This window comes from Methylobacterium sp. NEAU K, assembly GCF_030700285.1.
Taxonomy (GTDB): domain Bacteria; phylum Pseudomonadota; class Alphaproteobacteria; order Rhizobiales; family Beijerinckiaceae; genus Methylobacterium.
Window position 1 is genome coordinate 119,058 of sequence record NZ_JAUYZJ010000010.1, and the last position, 17,772, is coordinate 136,829.

General features: G+C 70.9%; 15 protein-coding genes. 6 read left to right on the forward strand and 9 right to left on the reverse strand.

All coding sequences use genetic code 11. From position 1 onward, the window contains the following. Window positions 1-128 precede the first annotated feature (128 nt). From Q8W67_RS10755 to Q8W67_RS10765, 3 genes are all read left to right on the forward strand, one after another. Entirely contained in the window at window positions 129-1,019 is an 891-nt protein-coding gene (locus tag Q8W67_RS10755) for a TIGR01459 family HAD-type hydrolase (protein WP_305544980.1), read from the forward strand. A 42-nt stretch (window positions 1,020-1,061) separates the two neighbouring features. Beyond that, complete coding sequence (locus Q8W67_RS10760) at window positions 1,062-1,886, forward strand: 2-keto-4-pentenoate hydratase (RefSeq protein WP_305544983.1); 825 nt, start codon at window positions 1,062-1,064, stop codon at window positions 1,884-1,886. Window positions 1,887-1,998: 112 nt separating this feature from the next. Further along, the gene (locus Q8W67_RS10765) at window positions 1,999-2,238 is read left to right on the forward strand and encodes a hypothetical protein (protein ID WP_305544986.1); all 240 of its coding nucleotides are present in this window, start codon (window positions 1,999-2,001) and stop codon (window positions 2,236-2,238) included. Window positions 2,239-2,264: 26 nt separating this feature from the next. Here the strand turns inward: Q8W67_RS10765 and Q8W67_RS10770 are convergent, their stop codons facing one another. Both Q8W67_RS10770 and Q8W67_RS10775 read right to left on the reverse strand, forming a co-directional pair. Further along, window positions 2,265-2,972: a response regulator gene (locus tag Q8W67_RS10770; protein WP_305544988.1), complete on the reverse strand. Its 708-nt coding sequence runs from the start codon at window positions 2,970-2,972 to the stop codon at window positions 2,265-2,267. After that, window positions 2,969-3,520 (reverse strand): MarR family winged helix-turn-helix transcriptional regulator, encoded by a 552-nt coding sequence (locus tag Q8W67_RS10775; RefSeq protein WP_370693853.1) that lies wholly within the window; start codon window positions 3,518-3,520, stop codon window positions 2,969-2,971. The genes Q8W67_RS10770 and Q8W67_RS10775 overlap by 4 nt, the downstream gene beginning before the upstream one ends. 186 nt (window positions 3,521-3,706) lie before the next feature. Here Q8W67_RS10775 and Q8W67_RS10780 point away from each other — a divergent pair, with 186 nt between their 5' ends. After that, complete coding sequence (locus Q8W67_RS10780) at window positions 3,707-5,068, forward strand: 8-oxoguanine deaminase (RefSeq protein WP_305544991.1); 1,362 nt, start codon at window positions 3,707-3,709, stop codon at window positions 5,066-5,068. Window positions 5,069-5,396: 328 nt separating this feature from the next. Here Q8W67_RS10780 and Q8W67_RS10785 read toward each other — a convergent pair whose 3' ends face one another. The 3 genes from Q8W67_RS10785 to Q8W67_RS10795 all read right to left on the reverse strand — a co-directional run bounded on the left by Q8W67_RS10785 (window position 5,397) and on the right by Q8W67_RS10795 (window position 11,133). After that, window positions 5,397-7,070 (reverse strand): formate--tetrahydrofolate ligase, encoded by a 1,674-nt coding sequence (locus Q8W67_RS10785; RefSeq protein ID WP_305544994.1) that lies wholly within the window; start codon window positions 7,068-7,070, stop codon window positions 5,397-5,399. A gap of 368 nt (window positions 7,071-7,438) precedes the next feature. Further along, window positions 7,439-9,307 (reverse strand): tetratricopeptide repeat protein, encoded by a 1,869-nt coding sequence (locus tag Q8W67_RS10790; RefSeq protein WP_305544997.1) that lies wholly within the window; start codon window positions 9,305-9,307, stop codon window positions 7,439-7,441. A gap of 152 nt (window positions 9,308-9,459) precedes the next feature. Then, complete coding sequence (locus Q8W67_RS10795; protein WP_305544999.1) at window positions 9,460-11,133, reverse strand: electron transfer flavoprotein-ubiquinone oxidoreductase; 1,674 nt, start codon at window positions 11,131-11,133, stop codon at window positions 9,460-9,462. A 262-nt stretch (window positions 11,134-11,395) separates the two neighbouring features. Here Q8W67_RS10795 and Q8W67_RS10800 point away from each other — a divergent pair, with 262 nt between their 5' ends. After that, window positions 11,396-12,259 carry a uracil-DNA glycosylase family protein gene (locus Q8W67_RS10800; RefSeq protein WP_305545004.1) on the forward strand — a complete coding sequence of 288 codons (864 nt, stop codon included), beginning with the start codon at window positions 11,396-11,398 and terminating at the stop codon, window positions 12,257-12,259. A gap of 145 nt (window positions 12,260-12,404) precedes the next feature. Further along, window positions 12,405-13,310 carry a neutral zinc metallopeptidase gene (locus Q8W67_RS10805; RefSeq protein WP_305545007.1) on the forward strand — a complete coding sequence of 302 codons (906 nt, stop codon included), beginning with the start codon at window positions 12,405-12,407 and terminating at the stop codon, window positions 13,308-13,310. Between the two features lie 362 nt (window positions 13,311-13,672). Here the strand turns inward: Q8W67_RS10805 and Q8W67_RS10810 are convergent, their stop codons facing one another. The 4 genes from Q8W67_RS10810 to Q8W67_RS10825 all read right to left on the reverse strand — a co-directional run bounded on the left by Q8W67_RS10810 (window position 13,673) and on the right by Q8W67_RS10825 (window position 17,771). Next, entirely contained in the window at window positions 13,673-14,653 is a 981-nt protein-coding gene (locus Q8W67_RS10810) for an ABC transporter ATP-binding protein (RefSeq protein WP_305545010.1), read from the reverse strand. Then, window positions 14,650-15,630 (reverse strand): ABC transporter ATP-binding protein, encoded by a 981-nt coding sequence (locus tag Q8W67_RS10815; RefSeq protein ID WP_305545014.1) that lies wholly within the window; start codon window positions 15,628-15,630, stop codon window positions 14,650-14,652. Before Q8W67_RS10815 ends, Q8W67_RS10810 begins: the two co-directional genes overlap by 4 nt. Window positions 15,631-15,793: 163 nt before the next feature. Then, window positions 15,794-16,765, reverse strand: a complete 972-nt coding sequence (locus Q8W67_RS10820) for an ABC transporter permease (RefSeq protein ID WP_305545016.1) — start codon at window positions 16,763-16,765, stop codon at window positions 15,794-15,796. A gap of 25 nt (window positions 16,766-16,790) precedes the next feature. Beyond that, entirely contained in the window at window positions 16,791-17,771 is a 981-nt protein-coding gene (locus Q8W67_RS10825) for an ABC transporter permease (protein ID WP_305545019.1), read from the reverse strand. Between the last annotated feature and the right edge of the window lies 1 nt (window position 17,772).

Genomic DNA, 17,772 nt, shown 5'->3' on the forward strand with positions numbered 1-17,772 from the left:
CGGCGCGAGCCCTCCGGTGCCCAACCGCTGCGTCAGGCACCTCGAAAGGGCCGGACCACGGACCTTTCGAAACCCTGGTTTTCAGCCAGATCCCGCCCGGTCGGGCGGCGCATCCACCGGACCCATCCATGACCGTTACGCCCGCACCGATCCCGACCCTCGACGGCCTCGCGCAGGTGGCGGACCGCTACGACCTGCTCCTCTGCGACGTCTGGGGCGTGCTGCATGACGGCCAGAAGGCGCACGGGGCTGCCGGCGAGGCGCTGATCCGCTTCCGCGGGCTCCCGGGGGAGCGGCCGCGCCGGGTGGTCCTGGTCTCGAACGCGCCCCGTCCGGGGGACGGCGTCGGGCGCATCCTCGACCGGTTCGGGGTGCCCCGGGAGGCCTACGACGCGATCCTGACGTCGGGGGACCTCACCCGGGCGCTGATCGCCGCGCGCCCGGGTGCCCGGATCCGGCATCTCGGGCCCGAGCGCGATCTCGGCATCTTCCACGATCTCGACCTCAGCCTCGTCCCGGAGGCCGAGGCCGACCTGATCGTCTGCACCGGCCTGTTCGACGACCGCAGCGAGACCGCCGACGATTACCGCGACGAACTGGCGCGCCTGGCCGCCCGCGGGCTTACGCTGATCTGCGCCAACCCCGACCTCGTGGTCGAGAGCGGAAACCGGCTGATCCCCTGCGCGGGTCTGATCGCGGCGGCCTATGCCGAGATCGGCGGCGCGGTGGTCTATGCCGGCAAGCCGCACCGGCCGGTCTACGAGGCGGCCCTGGCCAAGGGCGCCGACCTGTCCGGCGGCCCGGTGGACCCGAGCCGGGTGATGGCGATCGGCGACGCGATCCGCACGGATATCGCGGGGGCGAGCGGCTTCGGAATCGCGAGCCTTCTCGTCGCCCGGGGCATCCACGCGGAGGAACTCGGCGTCTCGGCGGAGCACCATCGCCTCGGCGACGTGGCAGCATGGCTGGGTCGGCAGGCGGTTCACCCGGACGCGGTGATCGAGCGGCTGGTCTGGTAGGCGGCGGCCCCCGCCGCCGGTCCGCCATGCTAGGATTCGGCGATGACCGAGCCCGTCCCCGCCGCGACCCATGCCCGAACGATCCTGGCGGCGCACGAACATCGCCGCCAGATCCCGCCCCCCACCGGCTGGGATCCCGGTCTCGACCTGGCCGCCGCCTACCGGGTGGCCGCAGAGGTCCGGCGCCTGCGTGTCGCCCGCGGCGAGCGGACGGTCGGCCGCAAGATCGGCTTCACCAACACGACGCTCTGGGCGGCCTATGGGATCCACGAGCCGATCTGGGGGCATGTCTACGACACGACCCTGCGCGACCGGGCCGCGCTGACCGGGCCCGTGGCGCTGACCGCCTTCGTCGAGCCGCGGATCGAGCCGGAGATCGTGTTCGGCCTGGGCCGGGTGCCCGAGCCCGGCATGGACGCGGCCGCGCTGGTCGGCTGCCTCGACTGGGCGGCGCATGGTTTCGAGATCGTGCAGTCGCTGTTCCCCGGCTGGCGCTTCACCGCCCCCGACACGGTCGCGGCCTTCGGGCTGCACGGCCTGCTGGTGGTCGGCGAACGGGTGCGGATCGTCCCGGCGGCCGCCCGGGCCTGGATCGACGGCCTCGCGGGCTTTTCCGTCGATCTCCTCCGGGACGGTACCGTCGCCGACAGGGGCAGCGGCCGGAACGTGCTCGGGGGCGGCCCGCTGGCGGCCCTCGGGCATCTGGTCGATGTGCTGGCTAACGATCCCGGCAGCCTGCCGCTCGCGGCCGGGGAAGTCGTCTCGACCGGCACGCTGACCGACGCGCTGCCGGTCGCCCCCGGGCAGCGTTGGACCACGCGGCTTTCCGGATTGCCCTTGGCCGGCCTCGACCTCGCCCTCGCCTGAACCCCCGGCATCCGCGCGGCACGAAATTCGCCCGGCGTCGCGCATGCCTTTGTCCGGGTCGGCTGCGGCTCGGGCATTGGTGATGGTTAGCCGACATGCCACATGCTGGGACATGCCTGGACGCACGCGGAGCCGCTACACCACCTTCCTGGTCTCCGTGACGGAGGAGCGGCCCGGCGGCGCCGCATCGAGCCCCACGGTCTACGCGGTGATGAACCCCAGCGCCGAGGAGGCGATCGCGGCGGTCCGGCCGCTGGCCGACGGGTCTGCCGCCCTCGCCATCGTGGGCAGCCTCTCCACGCGGGTCTCCAAGGCGCTCAAGCTGAAGCCGGGCCAGCCGCACGCGTTGTAGCCGGATCGCGCCGGCTTCCGGCCGGCTCAATCCACCGCGAGCCGGTAGCCGACGCCCCGCACCGTCTGCAGGAAGACCGGGTTGGCGGGATCGACCTCGGTCTTGCGGCGCAGGCGGTTGATCTGCACGTCCACCGTACGCTCCGCGGCGGCGCCCCCGGGACCGGCGAGCTGCTCGCGCTCGACATTGGCGCCGCCGGCCACCGCCAGGATCGTCAGGATCTCGCGCTCGCGCTCGGTGATGCGGATCAGCTCGTCGTCCCGGCGCAATTCGCCCCGGTCGATCCGGAACGCGAACGGCCCGAAGGTCACGGCCTCGGCCGCCGCCTCGCGGGGACGGAGGCTGCGCTTCAGGATGTTGTTGAGCCGCAGCGTCAGCTCCCGCGGCTCGAACGGCTTGGGCAGGTAATCGTCCGCGCCGATCTCCAGGCCCATCACCCGGTCGTTCGGGTTGGAGCGGGCGGTGAGCATCAGGATCGGCACCCGGGAGGTCTCGCGCACGCTGCGGGCGTAGTCGAAGCCGTTCTCGCCGGGCATCATCACGTCGAGCACCATCGCGTCGAACACGACGCTCTGGGCCCGGGCCCGGGCCTCCGCGGCGCTCGCCGCCGCGGTGACCCGGAAGCCCTGGTCGGTCAGGTAGCGGGCGAGCAGCTCGCGCAGGCGGCGGTCATCGTCGACCACCAGGACGTGCGGCGCCGTATCGGGCAGCTCGGCCCGGGCGGGGGCGCTCACGCGCCGCCCCCGTTGGCGGCGGCCCCGCGCCGGGCCATCAGGCGCCGGACCGCGGCCCGGTCCTCCGGCTCGATCATCGCCATCAGAAAGTCCTCCGGGGAGCCCCGCGCGTCCGGCGCGGCGAGCGCCCGGGCGAGGCGGCGGGCCTGGACGCGGGTGAGGTCGGCGGCCAGCTCCGCGCCGGTCTCCGTGCAGTACAGGAGCCGCTGGCGTCGGTCGCTCGGGCCGGGCCTCTGCGCCACGTAGCCCTGCCCGATCAGGTCCTTCAGGACCCGGTTGAGGCTCTGCTTGGTGATGCGCAGGATGTCGAGCAGCTCGGCGATGGTCAGCCCCGGATAGCGGTCGACGAAGTGCAGCACCCGATGATGCGCCCGGCCGAAGCCGTAGGCGGCCAGGATCCGGTCGGGATCGCCGACGAAGTCCCGGTAGGCGAAGAACAGCAGTTCGATCAGGTCGTCGCTGCCGAGGGCGCCCTCTGCCCGGCGGGAAGGGGCGTCGGGAGCGGGCGCGGGAGGGGCGATGCCGTCACGCTGTGCCGATGAGGTCACGGGGGGCAGGCCGTCACGTGGGGACCGTCCGGGAGGTCGATAAGGTCAGTCCCGCTGACATGTCTCAGCGCGACCGTGGAGCGTCAACCCCGGGGGCGCCCGCCGGTGAGACACCCCGTGGGGCTTGCCGGTGCCCGCCCGGGTCCGATACCCCTCGAAGCCGGGTCCGTGACCGAGGGGAACAGCATGAGCGACGCCGACGTGCAGGGCCGCCGCCTCTGGATCCGCGATCCCCTGGCCATCCTGGCCGAGGATGCCGGGGGCGGCGTCGTGGTGGAGGGCAGCCGCATCGTCGAGCGCGTCGCCGCGGGCGGGCGGCCGGCTGCCATCGACGAGACCTTCGATGCCGCGCGCCACGTGGTGATCCCGGGGCTGATCAACACCCACCATCACGCCTTCCAGACGCTGACCCGCGCCCATCCGATCGCGATCAACAAGCCGCTCTTCCCCTGGCTGAAGGCGCTCTACACGGTCTGGGGGCGGATCACCCCCGAGGCGTTCCGGCTCGCCACCCGGGTGGCCTATACCGAGCTGCTGCTCTCGGGCTGCACTACGGCGGGGGACCACCACTACCTGTTCCCGAAGGGGCTGGAGCAGTCGGTCGACATCCAGGTCGAGGAGGCGCGGAGCCTCGGCATCCGCGCCGCCATCACCCGCGGCTCGATGAGCCTGTCCGACCGGGAGGGCGGCCTGCCCCCCGAGGCGCTGACGCAGGACGACGACACGATCCTGGCCGATTGCGAGCGGGTGCTGAACCTGTTTCACGACCCCGCCCCCGGGGCGATGGTGCAGGTTGGGCTCGCGCCCTGCTCGCCCTTCGCGGTGACGAAGCGCCTGATGCGCGAGAGCGCGGACTTGGCCGCCCGGCACGGCTGCCGCCTGCACACCCATCTCGGCGAGACGCTGGACGAGGATACATTCTGCCTGTCGATGTTCGGCTGTCGTCCGGTGGATTACCTCGAGGAGGTCGGCTGGATGAGCGATCGGGTCTGGCTCGCCCACGGCATCCACTTCAACGACACCGAGGTCGCCCGGCTCGGCAAGGCCGGCGTCGGCGTGTGCCATTGCCCGACCTCGAACATGACCCTGGCGTCCGGCCATTGCCGCACCTGCGAGCTGGAGGCGGCAGGCTCTCCGGTGGGGCTGGGCGTCGACGGCTCGGCCTCGAACGACAGCTCGAACCTGATGGAGGGGGTGCGCCACGCGCTGATGCTGAACCGGCTCACCTACGGGGCCGAGGCGGTGACCCATCTCGACGCCCTGCGCTGGGCGACCGAGGGCTCGGCCGCCTGCCTCGGCCGCTCGGATATCGGCCGGATCGAGCCGGGCCGCGAGGCCGACCTCGCGCTGTTCACCCTCGACGAGCTGCGCTTCTCCGGCGCCCACGATCCGCTCGCGGCGCTCGTCCTGTGCGGCGCGACCCGGGCCGACCGGGTGATGGTGGCGGGTCGGTGGCGGGTGATTGACGGGCAGCCGCTCGGCGTCGACACGGCCCGCCTGCGCGAGGACCATTCGCGGCTGGCACGGACGCTGTTCGGTGGGGCCTGAGGGGTCACCCTCTGCGGGCGCGGGGAATGCGCATACCTCTGCCGACGGTGAGGACAGTGGCCAGACCGGTGCGCGCGCCCGCGGGGGCGAGGCGATCACAATGTAGAAGGAGCTTCTGTTGAAGTCCGCTTTCTCTCAGACCTGTCGTCTGCCCGCGATGCGGGTGGTCGCTCGATAAATCACATTGTCATTCCGGGGCTCCGCTTTGCGGCCCCGGAATGAACGGGTGGAGGCCTGGACGTCCGTGCAACGTCCAAGACCCTCGGGCGACGCGGCCTTCCCTATGCGAGGGCCCTCCCCCACCGCGGGAAAGCGCGCTCGCGCGCCCTCAGAACAACCCGTCGATCTGCCCGTCGGAATCCAGGCGGATCGTGTCGGCGGCGGGCACCCGGGGCAGGCCCGGCATGGTCATGATCTCCCCGCAGATCGCCACCACGAAACCGGCACCCGCCGAGAGCCGGACGTCGCGCACCCCCACGATGTGGCCCTCGGGGGCGCCCATCAGGCTCGGGTCGGTGGAGAACGAGTACTGGGTCTTGGCCATGCAGATCGGCAGGTGGCCGTAGCCGTCCTTCTCGAAGGTGGCGAGCTTTCCGGCCGCCTTGGTCTCGATCTGGATATCGGCGGCGCCGTACAGCTTGGTGGCGATCGCCCGGATCTTCTCGGCGAGCGGCGCCTCGGTCTCGTAGGCGTGGCGGATCGGCGCGGGCTCGGCGGCGGCGAGCTTCACCACGGCGCGGGCGAGTTCCTCGGCGCCGGCCCCGCCCTCCGCCCAGTGGCGGCAGGTGATCGCCTCGACGTCGAGCCGCTCGCGGCACAGCTCCTTGAGCCGGGCATGCTCGGCATCCGTATCGGCGTGGAAGTGGTTGACCCCCACCACCACGGGCAGGCCGAAGCCGCGCAGGTTGGTGACGTGCCGCGCGAGGTTGGCGAAGCCCTTCTCCAGGGCGCCGATATTCTCGGCCCCGAGGCTCTTCTTGTCGACGCCGCCGTGCATCTTGAGCGCCCGGATCGTGGCCACCACCACGACCGCCGAGGGGGTCAGGCCGGCCTGCCGGCACTTGATGTCCAGGAACTTCTCCGCACCGAGATCGGCGCCGAACCCGGCCTCCGTCACGGTGTAGTCGGCCAGCCGCAGGCCGGCCCGGGTGGCGATCACCGAGTTGCAGCCATGGGCGATGTTGGCGAACGGGCCGCCATGGATCAGCGCCGGATTGCCCTCGAGCGTCTGCACCAGGTTCGGCTGCAGGGCGTCCTTGAGCAGCACCGTCATGGCGCCCGTGGCCTTCACGTCCTTGAGCGTGACGAGCTTGCGGTCGCGGGTCTCGGCGATGACGATCCGGCCGAGGCGCTCCTCGAGGTCGGCGAGGTCACGCGCGAGGCAGAACACCGCCATCACCTCGGAGGCCACCGTGATGTCGAACCCGTCTTCCCGGGGGAAGCCGTTGGCGACGCCGCCGAGCGATTGGGTGATCTGGCGCAGCGCCCGGTCGTTCATGTCGACGACGCGGCGCCAATGGATGCGGCGCACGTCGATGTTGAGCTCGTTGGCCCAGTAGACGTGGTTGTCGATCAGCGCCGCCGCGAGGCTGTGGGCCGACGTGATGGCGTGGAAGTCGCCGGTGAAGTGCAGGTTGATCTGCTCCATCGGCACGACCTGCGCCTTGCCGCCGCCGGCCGCGCCGCCCTTCATGCCGAAGCAGGGTCCGAGCGACGGCTCGCGCAGGCAGATCATGGTCTTCTCGCCGATGCGGTTCAGCGCATCGCCCAGGCCCACCGTGGTGGTGGTCTTGCCCTCGCCCGCCGGGGTCGGCGAGATCGCGGTCACCAGCACGAGCTTGCCGGGGTTCCGGCTCTCCAGCCCGGCGATGTAGCCGTGGTCGAGCTTGGCGATGTGCTTCCCGTAATTGTGGAGCGCCGCATCCGGGATGCCGAGCTTCTCGGCGACCTGGGCGATCGGCTTCAGGGTCGCGGCACGGGCGATCTCGATATCTGACGGCATGGGCCTTCCTCCCTGGCTCGCGGGCACGGCGCCCGCCCGCCGGCTGTTGCCGTGCGGGTTCGATTCGCCGTGCGGGTTCCTTGCGCAGCCGGGGCGTGGCGAGGCTGCCCGACGAGCGGCGGCGCACTGTGCGTCAAAGCGGGCGGAAAAGCGCGTCGATTTTTATGAGCTGGCCGACAAAATACTCTTGCTACCCGGGAAACGGTGCGTCCCTTCCCCCGCTGCGAGGCAGGGGGCCCCGAAGGAGGGTTGGGAGCGGGACGCACCGTGTCCGGACCGGTCGCGACGGGGGTCCTGTTCTGACCCGTCGCGCTGTCCCTCGCCCGCCTCGCCCTGCTCGGCCGAGGGGTTAGAGCTCGGAGGGCGGCTCACCCCCCCGACTTCTTGGCCTTGTCGGCGGCACCCGGCGCCTCGTGCGGCTGGGGCGCCCCCTTGGGCAGCTCCGGGTTCTCGGCGTTGTGCGGGGCGGCGACCGGGGCCGGTGTGGTCTCGGCGGTGGCGGTGGGCTTCTCGGTGTCCGGCAGGCCGTCCTTGAGCTTCTCGTTGATCTGCACGAGGTCGTCCGGCTCGGGGTTCAGGTCCTTGGCGTGCTGCCACTGGAACTTGCCTTCGAGGCGCCGGCCCGCGCGCCAGTAGGCGTCGCCCAGGTGGTCGTTGATGGTGGGATCGCCGGGCTTGAGCTCGATCGCCTTCTCAAGCTCGCGCACCGCATCGTCCCAGCGGCCGAGGCGGTAATAGGCCCACCCCAAGCTGTCGACGATCATGCCGTCGCGGGGGCTGGCGTCGGCGGCCTGCTGCAGCAGCTTGAACGCCTCGTCGATGTTGATCTTCTGGTCGACCCAGGAATAGCCGAGGTAGTTCATCACCTGCGCCTTGGCGGCCGGCTGGCCGTCCGGCACCAGGGAGAGCGCCTTTTTCAGGTCGGCCTCCGCCTTCGGCCATTGCTTGGCGCGCTCGTAGGCCGTGCCGCGGAAGTAGAACGTCGTCCAGTAGTTCGCCAGCGGCCGGTTTCCGATCAGCTCGATCGCGCGGCTGTAGGTCGCCGCCGCCTCCTCGTACTTCTTGCGGGCGCGCTGGACGTTGCCGAGCGCGGTGATCACGTCGATGTCGTCCGGGTGGGCCTTCATGGCGGCGTCGAGATGGGCCAGAGCCTCGTCGCTCTTGCCCATCTGCTCGAGGTTCAGGCCGATCTGGATGTCGGCGTTGAGCTTGAGCGGCGAGGTCGCGGGGATCTGCGCGTAGGCCTCGTTGGCGCGCTCGGGCTGCTTCATCCGGTCGAGGGTGTCGGCGAGCGTCAGCCGGGCGAGGGCGTGGTCCGGGGCGAAGTAGAGCGCCAGCCGCAGGTAGATCACCGCGGGCAGCTCGTCCCCTTGCGTCGAACTCGCGGCGCCCAGCCCGTACAGCACCTCGGCGGCGCCCTCCTGGGCGTTGCCGATCAGCCGCGCGAGCGGCTTGCCATCCTTGAGCTTGTCCAGGGCGTCGCGCACCAGCGGATGGCGGGGCGAGAGCTGGTCGAAGTCGGAATAGGCCTGGATCGCCAGGTCGGTCCGGCCGAGGCTGGCCTCAAGGCGGGCGTAGGCGTCGACGATGCGCAGGGTGTTGCGGTCGGCCTCGTAGGCGGCCTTGAGACGCCGCTCGGCCTCGGCGTTGTCGCCGGTCACCGCGGCGATCAGGCCGGCATGGTAGTCCCGGAAGGTGTTGTAGGAGCGCTCGCCCCGGAGCTTGTTGACCGTCTCCAGCGCCTTCTTGCCGTCGCCCGCTCCCGCGTAGGACCAGGCGGTGAGCAGCGTCGCGGTCAGGTCGGTGGCGGCCCCGCGTCCGCTGCGGGACAGGTTCTGGCGGGCGGCGGCCCACTGGCCGGCCTTGATCTGGCGCACCCCGAGGGAGAGGTTGGCGAGCCCGTTGGTGGGATCGCGCGCGATGAGTTTTTCGGCGGCGCGGAACGCGTCGGGCAGGGCGCCGTCGGCGAGCAGCGAGATGAAGGCGCGCTCGACCAGCTCGGCATTGCGCGGGTCGGCCTTGACCGCCTCGCGGTAGAAGCTCGCCGCCGCCGCCGTGTCCCGGGAGGCGACCGCGATGTAGGCCGAGAGGAAGTTGCCCTCCAGCGAATCCGCGGGCTCGTAGTCCAGCACCGGGGTCGATTCCCGCGGCTGGGCGGCGAGCGCGGTCTGCGGCAGCCCGGCGGCGAGCAGCAGGGCGAGCGCCGAGGCGCTGCGGCGGGCGCGTGATGTCATCATGAACCGATCGCGGCTCCTGGGCGCCGGCCCGCCAGGGGCCGGGCGCGAGAATGGCGGGGCGTCCCCGGAGAACGCCGGGACACTGAACGCATCCCGCCAGCCCTGCAAGGCGAAAGGATGGCGCGGCCCCGTTCCCGCCCGGCCGGGTCGCCTCACATGTTCGGGTAGTTCGGGCCGCCCGGACCTTCCGGGGTGACCCAGTCGATGTTCTGGTTGGGGTCCTTGATGTCGCAAGTCTTGCAGTGGACGCAGTTCTGCGCGTTGATCTGGTAGCGCACGCCGTCGCTGGCGGCGGCGTCCTCGACCCATTCGTAGACCCCGGCCGGGCAGTAGCGGGATGAGGGGCCGCCGAACACGTCGTGCTCGGAGCGCTTCTGGAGTTCCGGGTCGCGGACCTTCAGGTGCGGCGGCTGGTCCTCCTCGTGGTTGGTGTTCGAGAGATAGACCGAGGAGAGCCGGTCGAAGGTCAGCCTGCCGTCCGGCTTCGGGTAGACGATCGGCGTCACCTCGGAGAGCGGCTTGAGGCAGGCATGGTCCGGCTTGCCGTGGGAGAGCGTCCCGAACGGCGAGGCGCCGAGCAGGCTGGTCGCCCACATGTCGATCCCGCCGAGGCCGACGCCCAGCAGCGTGCCGTACTTCGACCAGAGCGGCTTGACGTTGCGCACCGCCTTCAGGTCCTGCCCGATCGGGCTGTCGCGCCAGCCGGCCTCGTAGGCGGTGAGCTCGTCGCCGGCGCGGCCGGCCTTCAGGGCCTCCGCGATGGCGTCGGCCGCCTGCATCCCGGACAGGACCGCGTTGTGCGAGCCCTTGATCCGCGGCACGTTGACGAAGCCCGCCGAGCAGCCGACCAGGCATCCCCCCGGGAAGACCAGCTTCGGCACCGATTGCCAGCCGCCCTCCATGATCGCCCGGGCGCCGTAGCCGATGCGCTTGGCGCCCACGAAAGTCTCGGCGATCATCGGATGGGTCTTGAAGCGCTGGAACTCCTCGAACGGCGACAGGGTCGGGTTCTCGTAGTTCAGGTGCGTGACGAAGCCGACCGAGAGCAGGTTGTCGTCGAAATGGTAGAGCCAGGAGCCGCCGCCTGCCCGGTTCGGCAGCGGCCAGCCCATGGTGTGGCGCACCAGCCCCGGCTCGAAGGTGGAATCCGGCAGCTGCCAGAGCTCCTTCACGCCGAGTCCGTACTTGAAGTGGTCGCTGTGCCGGTTGAGCGCGAAGCGCCCGATCAGCCCCTTGGTCAGGCTGCCGCGGGCGCCCTCGCCGAACACCGTGTACTTGGCGCGCAGCTCCATGCCGCGGGTATAATCCTCGCGGGGCTCGCCCGCCTTGCCGATCCCGAGGTCGCCGGTGGCGATGCCCGCCACCGCGCCGTTTTCGTCGTAGAGCACCTCGGAGGCGGGAAAGCCCGGATAGATCTCGACCCCCAGCGTCTCGGCTTGGGCGCCCAGATATTTGCATACGTTCGACAGCGAGCCGACGAAGTTGCCGTGGTTCGACATGAGCTTCGGGAAGAACAGGTTCGGCAGGGTGATGCCGCTGTTCTTGGTGAGCATCATGAACTCGTCGCGCTGGACGAGCGTCTTGAGTGGCCGCTCCGGATCGGTGCGCCACTCGGGCAGGAGCCGGTCGAGGCCGCTCGGGTCGATCACGGCGCCGGACAGGATGTGCGCGCCGACCTCGGAGCCCTTCTCGACGACGACGACGCTGATCTCCTCGCCGATCTCGGCCGCCCGCTGCTTCAGGCGGATTGCGGTGGCGAGCCCCGCCGGGCCGGCGCCGACCACGACCACGTCGAAATCCATGCTCTCGCGTTCGGGCAGCGCCATTCTCGGCCTCCTGTTTCTTATCGGCGTGCCCGATTCGTCGGCGGGCCGGCATCCCTGCTGCCGTCTCAAGCGATTCCAAGCTAGAAAGGCAAGCCGCCGGGGCCCAGAGTCCGGGCAAAGCTCCCCTATGCCGCATCCGGGGGCGAGGGACGAGGGGACGGCGGTTCGTTCAGGGCCCGCCGTTCGGTCACGCAAGTCCTTGCCGGGCGAAGCGGTTTCGAGAGTTGTCCACAGGCGTCGACCACCCCACATGCCGATCTGCATGCCAAGCCCCACCGACGCGCAAGCGGACCTGATCGCCTATCTCGACTTCCATGTGGAGGCCGGTGCCGACGCGGTCCTCGACGAGCGGCCGCATGACCGCTTCGGCGAGGCCGCCGCGCCTGCCCCCAGCCTGCGGGCCGCCCCGCGCCCGGAGGCGGCGCCCCGGCCCGCTGGCCTCGTGCCCCCCCCCGGATCGCCTCCGCCGGCGGCCCCTGTCCAGCCGCGCACCTTCGGGCGCGCGGCGAGCGCCCAGCCGGACGAGGCCGCGAGCGATGCCCGCGCCCGGGCCCGGGAGGCCAGGACCCTGGACGAGCTGGCGCGGATCCTGGCGGATTTCGACGCCTGCCCGCTGCGCTTCACCGCCAAGAACCTCGTCTTCGCCGACGGCAATCCAGGGGCGCGGGTGATGTTTCTCGGGGAGGCGCCCGGCGCCGACGAGGACCGGATCGGCAAACCGTTCATGGGCCGCTCGGGTCAGCTCCTCGACAAGATGATGGCGGCGATCGGCCTCGACCGGACCAGCGCCTATATCGGCAACATCGTGCCCTGGCGGCCCCCGGGCAACCGCAACCCGACCCCCCAGGAGGTGGCGGTGTGCCGGCCGTTCGTCGAGCGGCAGATCGAGCTGGTCGACCCGGAGGTGATCGTCTGCCTGGGCGCCCCCGCGACCCAGACGCTCACCGGCACCAAGGACGGCATCCTGCGGACCCGCGGCCGCCTGTTCCCGTACAAGTTGCCGACCCGCGAGGCGAAGCTGCTGGCCACGCTGCACCCGGCCTTCCTGCTGCGCCAGCCGGTGCAGAAGCGCCTCGCCTGGCGCGACTTCCGCGCCCTGCGGACGCTCCTCGACGGGACAGCTTGACCCCGGGCGCGGAACCGGGCCTTGCCTCACGTCATTAGAGCATCGTTCCGAGCGCCGGCTTTCGGGCGAGGACGATGCGGAGCCAGAACCGCGCCTGCCGGAAATGGCCGGCGCGGCCATCAACCGCGGCATCGATGGCGGGACCATGCGCTGGGAAGATCTACGCAGCTCCGACAATGTCGAGGATCGCCGCGGCGAGGGCGGCGGAGGCATGGGCTTCCCCGGCGGCGGCGCGGGCGGCCTCGGGATCGGCACCATCGTGGTGCTGCTGATCATCAGCTACTTCACCGGCATAAACCCGGCGATCCTGATCGGTGGCGCCGAGCGGATCGGCGGCCGCGGTGGCCAGCAGGAGCAGCAGGCCGACCCGCAGACGCAGTCCCGGCGGCGCCAAGCCCCCACCGACGAGAGCGGACAGTTCGCCTCGAAGATCCTCGGCAATACCGAGGACGTGTGGAGCCAGATCCTGCCGCAGCAGACCGGCAAGCAATACACCCCGACGACCTTGGTGCTCTATACCGGCGGCACCCGCTCGGGCTGCGGCTCGGCTCAGGCCGCCATGGGGCCGTTCTACTGCCCGCTCGACAAGAAGGTCTATCTCGACACGAATTTCTTCAAGGAGATGGCGAGCAAGTTCGGCGTGAAGGGCGATTTCGCCTACGCGTACGTCGTCGCCCACGAGGTCGGCCACCACGTCCAGGACGTGCTCGGCATTCTCGGCAAGGTCCAGGCGCGCCAGCAGCAGGCGTCGAGCAAGACCGAGGCGAACGGCCTGTCGGTGCGGATCGAGCTGATGGCCGATTGCCTGGCCGGCGTCTGGGCGAAGAATTCCAACGACAAATACGCCGAGCTGGAACAGGGCGACATCGACGAGGCCCTGAACGCAGCCGCCCAGATCGGCGACGATTCGCTCCAGAAGCGCTCGCAGGGCTACGTGGTGCCGGATTCCTTCACCCACGGCTCCTCGGCCCAGCGCCAGCGCTGGTTCACCGCGGGCTACAAGAGCGGCCAGACCAAGGCCTGCGACACGTTCCGGACGGCCGACAACTGAGGCGGGACGGGCAGGGTCACGAATCGCGTCGCTGAAGAGATCCGAGGTTCCGGAAGGCTCGCGCGCTTACCATCCGCCATAGGTCTGCGGTTCGCACAGACCTCCGTCCGAGCCGGGTTTGCCCCGACCCCTCCCTTGTCCTTGGCTCAGGACTTCGGCTCGTTGCGTGCCCGGACGATGGCGGCGGTGACGCCGCGGCGGTCTCGCGACGGCCGGCTGGAACAAAGCAGGCCTGCCTGCCGGGGCGCGCGTGGGCTGAGCTGGAAGGTCGCTGGCGGAAACGTTCGACGCCGCCGAGGATGTGGTCCGCACGAACGGCTCGGGTCCGCGGGATCGGAGGCCTCCTTCCAGCCTCCCGCCGTTCAGGCGCGCCCCTCCTGCACCGCGTGGCAGGCGACGCCGTCGAGGAGGGCCGGCACCTCGGTGCGGCAGCGGTCGTTCGCCAGCGGGCAGCGCGGGTTGAAGGTGCAGCCGGGGGGCGGGTCGATCGGGTTCGGGATCTCCCCGGAGACCGGCACGCGGGCGCGGCCGACATGCGCGAGGTCGGGCACCGCGTCGAGCAGCATCCGCGTGTAGGGGTGGCGCGGGGTGGCGAACAGGTCCCGGGCGACCGCGACCTCCACGAGCCGGCCGAGATACATCACGCCCACCCGGGTCGCCATGTGGCGGACCACGGCCAGGTTGTGGGAGATGAACAAGTAGGTCAGCCCGAGCCGGTCCTGCAGGTCGCGCATCAGGTTGAGGATCTGCGCCTGCACCGAGACGTCCAGCGCCGAGGTCGGCTCGTCGCCCACCAGGAACTCGGCCTGGCTGGCGAGTGCCCGGGCGATCGCCACCCGCTGGCGCTGGCCGCCGGAGAATTCATGCGGGTACTTCCGCGCGTCGTCCGGGTGCAGGCCGACCAGCCCCAGCAGCTCGCCGACCCGGGCGCGGATCGCCGCCTCTCCCTGGATCAGGCTGAACGCCCGGATCGGCTCCGCGATGATCCGGCCCACGCGCCAGCGCGGGTTCATGGACGCGTAGGGGTCCTGGAAGATCATCTGGATGCGCGATCGCAGGCGCCGCCGCGCGGCGGCTTGGCGCGGATCGGTCATCGAGATCCCGGTAATGCGCACCTCGCCCGCCGAGGGCGGCAGCAGACCGACCACCATCCGGGCCACCGTCGACTTGCCGGACCCGGATTCGCCGACGATCGCGAAGGTCTCGCCCTTGGCGATCTCGAAGCCGACCCGGTCGACCGCGGTGAGGAGCCGCCGGGGCTCGCGCTCGATCACCCGGTTGAGCCAGGGTTTCGAGACGTCGAACTGGCGGCGCAGATCGGTGACCTCGACGTAGGCGCTCACGCCGCTCGCTCCGCTGAATCGTACAGGTGACAGGCCACCCGGCTCGCCTCCACCGCCTGCGGCTCCGGCCGCTCGACCCGGCAGCGCGCAAACACCTTCGGGCAGCGCGGGTTGAAGGCGCAGCCCTGCGGGATGGCGGTGAGCCGCGGCATCGATCCGGGGATCTGGCTCAGCCTTTTGGCCTCCTGCGACAGGGTCGGGATCGCGCCCATCAGGCCGACCGCGTAGGGGTGGTGCGGCTTGGCGATCACCGAGGCGACGGGGCCGATCTCGGCCACGCGCCCGGCATACATCACCGCCACCCGGTCGGCGGCCTCGGCGATCACCCCCATGTCGTGGGTGACCAGCATCACCGCGGTGCCGTGCTCGCGGCAGAGGCGCTTGAGCAGGGTGATGATCTGGGCCTGGACCGAGACGTCCAGCGCCGTGGTCGGCTCGTCGGCGATGATCAGCTCCGGCTCGGCGGCGAGGGCCAGCGCGATCACCACGCGCTGGCGCATGCCCCCGGAGAACTCGTGCGGGTAGCCGTCGATCCGCCGCTCGGGGGCCGGGATGCCGACCTCGGCCAAGAGGTCGATGGCCCGGCTGCGGGCCGCCTTCGCCGACAGGTCGGTGTGGGTGCGCAGGGTCTCGACGATCTGGTCGCCGACCCGGAACAGCGGGTCCAGCGAAGTCAGCGGGTCCTGGAAGATCATGCCGATCCGGCGTCCGCGCACCCGGCGCATCGCTTCGGGCGACAGGTTGTCGATGCGTTCGCCGCGCAAGGAGATCTCGCCGCCCGCGATCCGGCCCGGCCGGTCGATCAGCCCGATCACCGCCGAGCCGGTGACCGACTTGCCGGCCCCGGACTCGCCGACGACCCCCAGGATCTCGCCGCGGCCGATGTCGAACGAGACCCGGTCGATGGCGGTGAGCGGCCCGCGGCGGGTGTCGAAGGCGACCGTGAGGTCGCGCACGGAGAGGATGGTCTCGGTCATGGCGTGGCGGCTCCCTTAACGGACCATCCCCCGCGGATCCTCCCCGTGAAGCTGCTGTGTTCGCCTATCCCGTTCCGGATCTGGCATGCGCCTCTCCCTCCTCCGCAGAGGGGGGAGGGAGAGGCGCCCGTGTCCGACCGGGAAACGCGCAGGTCCATCACCATTATTGCAGCTTCGGATTGAGCGCGTCGCGCAGCCAATCCCCCAGGAGGTTGATGGCGATGACGAGACCGGCGAGCGCCAGCCCCGGGAAGGCGACGATCCACCACTCGCCCGAGAACAGGAACCGGTTGCCGGTGCGGATCAGGGTGCCGAGCGACGGCATGGTCTCGGGCAGGCCGGTGCCGAGGAACGACAGGGTCGCCTCGGTGATGATCGCCAGAGCGAGGTTGATCGTCGCGATGACGAAGACCGGGCCGGTGACGTTCGGCAGCACGTGGCGCACCAGGATCACCGGGGACGACAGTCCGATCAGCCGTGCCGCCTGGACGTAGTCCTTGCCCTTCTCGACCATCACGGAGGAGCGCACGGTCCGGGCGTACTGCACCCAGAACGACAGGCCGATCGAGACGACGATGAGCCCGATCAGCGGCCCGACATCCAGCGCGCTGCCAAAGGTCGCCTTGGCGACACCGTCCACCACCAGGGCGATCAGGATCGCCGGGAAGGTGAGCTGAACGTCGGCGATGCGCATGATCAGCGTGTCGAGGGCGCCGCCCGCGTAGCCGGCGACGAGGCCCAGCGCGATGCCGAGCACGCCCGAGGTGATCACCCCGAGCACGCCGACGATCAGCGACAGGCGCAGGCCGTAGAGCACGGCCGAGAGCACGTCCCGGCCCTGATCGTCGGTGCCGAGATAGTACGGCGCCTGACCGTCTGCCTGCCAGATCGGCGGCAGGTTGGAGTTGATCAGGTCGAGCTGGGCCGGATCGTAAGGGTTCTGCGGCGCGATCAGGGGGGACGCGAAGGCGAGCCCGACCATCAGCACCGTGGCGACGAGCGCCGCCACCGCGGTCTTCGACCGCAGGAAGCTCGCCAGCAGGTCGGAGTCGCGCCAGCGCGCGAGCCGGGAGGGCGAAGCCGCCTGCAGGGGGACCGGCGGGGCGTCGCCCGCGTCGATGTCGCGTCCGCTCATCGGCGGGTTCCCATGTCGTCGTCCCTCACGTGGCCCGCCCGGACGACAGCCGCAGGCGCGGGTCGACCACCGTGTAGAGGATGTCGACCACGAGGTTGATGGTCACGAAGATCAGCGCGACGAGCAGCAGGTACGCGGACATGATCGGGATATCGACGTTCTGCACGGCCTGGACGAACAGCAGGCCCATGCCGGGCCACTGGAACACCGTCTCGGTGATGATCGAGAAGGCGATGACCGAGCCGAGCTGGAGGCCCGCGATGGTGATCACCGGTACGAGGGTGTTCTTGAGGGCGTGACGCAGGTTCACGGCCCGGGTGGAGAGCCCCCGGGCCCGGGCGAAGCGGATGTAGTCGGTGCGCAAGACTTCCAGCATCTCGGCCCGCACCAGCCGCATGATCAGCGTCATCTGGAACAATCCGAGCGTGACCGAGGGCAGGATCAGCGCCTTGAGCCCGGACGCGGTGAGGAAGCCGGTGGTCCACAGCCCGAGCCGCACCGTGTCGCCGCGCCCGTACGACGGCAGCCAGCCGAGCGTCACCGAGAACAGGTAGATCAGCAGGATCCCGATCAGGAAGGTCGGCAGGCTGATGCCGATGAGCGAGACCGCCTGGAACAGCCCGGCGAGCCAGGAGTCGCGGCGGAGCGCGCAGTACACCCCCATCAGCACGCCGACGACCAGCGCGAAGATCGTGGCGCAGAGAGCGAGTTCCAGCGTCGCCGGCATGCGCTCGGCGAGCAGCTGCGAGACCGGCTGCCGGAACTGGTAGGAGATGCCGAACTGCCCCCGCACGACGCTGCCGGCGTAGCGGGCGAACTGGACCAGCACCGGGTCGTCGAGGCCGAGGCCTTTGCGGATCTCGGCCCGTTCGGCCACGGTGGTGTCGGGCCCGACGATCTGGTTCACGGGGTCGCCCGCGAACCGGAACATCGAGAACGCGATGAGGCCGACGACCGCGAGCACCGCGGCCGCCTGGATCACTCGGCGGAGCAGGAAGGCGAGCACG

Excerpts from the sequence above, each read along its gene's own strand:
- Q8W67_RS10790 (WP_305544997.1), bottom strand. The coding sequence starts at position 9,307 with ATGATGACATCACGCGCCCGCCGCAGCGCCTCGGCGCTCGCCCTGCTG.
- Q8W67_RS10785 (WP_305544994.1), bottom strand. The coding sequence starts at position 7,070 with ATGCCGTCAGATATCGAGATCGCCCGTGCCGCGACCCTGAAGCCGATC.
- Q8W67_RS10805 (WP_305545007.1), top strand. The coding sequence starts at position 12,405 with ATGCGCTGGGAAGATCTACGCAGCTCCGACAATGTCGAGGATCGCCGC.
- Q8W67_RS10815 (WP_305545014.1), bottom strand. The coding sequence starts at position 15,630 with ATGACCGAGACCATCCTCTCCGTGCGCGACCTCACGGTCGCCTTCGAC.
- Q8W67_RS10760 (WP_305544983.1), top strand. The coding sequence starts at position 1,062 with ATGACCGAGCCCGTCCCCGCCGCGACCCATGCCCGAACGATCCTGGCG.
- Q8W67_RS10780 (WP_305544991.1), top strand. The coding sequence starts at position 3,707 with ATGAGCGACGCCGACGTGCAGGGCCGCCGCCTCTGGATCCGCGATCCC.
- Q8W67_RS10820 (WP_305545016.1), bottom strand. The coding sequence starts at position 16,765 with ATGAGCGGACGCGACATCGACGCGGGCGACGCCCCGCCGGTCCCCCTG.
- Q8W67_RS10765 (WP_305544986.1), top strand. The coding sequence starts at position 1,999 with ATGCCTGGACGCACGCGGAGCCGCTACACCACCTTCCTGGTCTCCGTG.
- Q8W67_RS10755 (WP_305544980.1), top strand. The coding sequence starts at position 129 with ATGACCGTTACGCCCGCACCGATCCCGACCCTCGACGGCCTCGCGCAG.
- Q8W67_RS10795 (WP_305544999.1), bottom strand. The coding sequence starts at position 11,133 with ATGGCGCTGCCCGAACGCGAGAGCATGGATTTCGACGTGGTCGTGGTC.
- Q8W67_RS10800 (WP_305545004.1), top strand. The coding sequence starts at position 11,396 with ATGCCAAGCCCCACCGACGCGCAAGCGGACCTGATCGCCTATCTCGAC.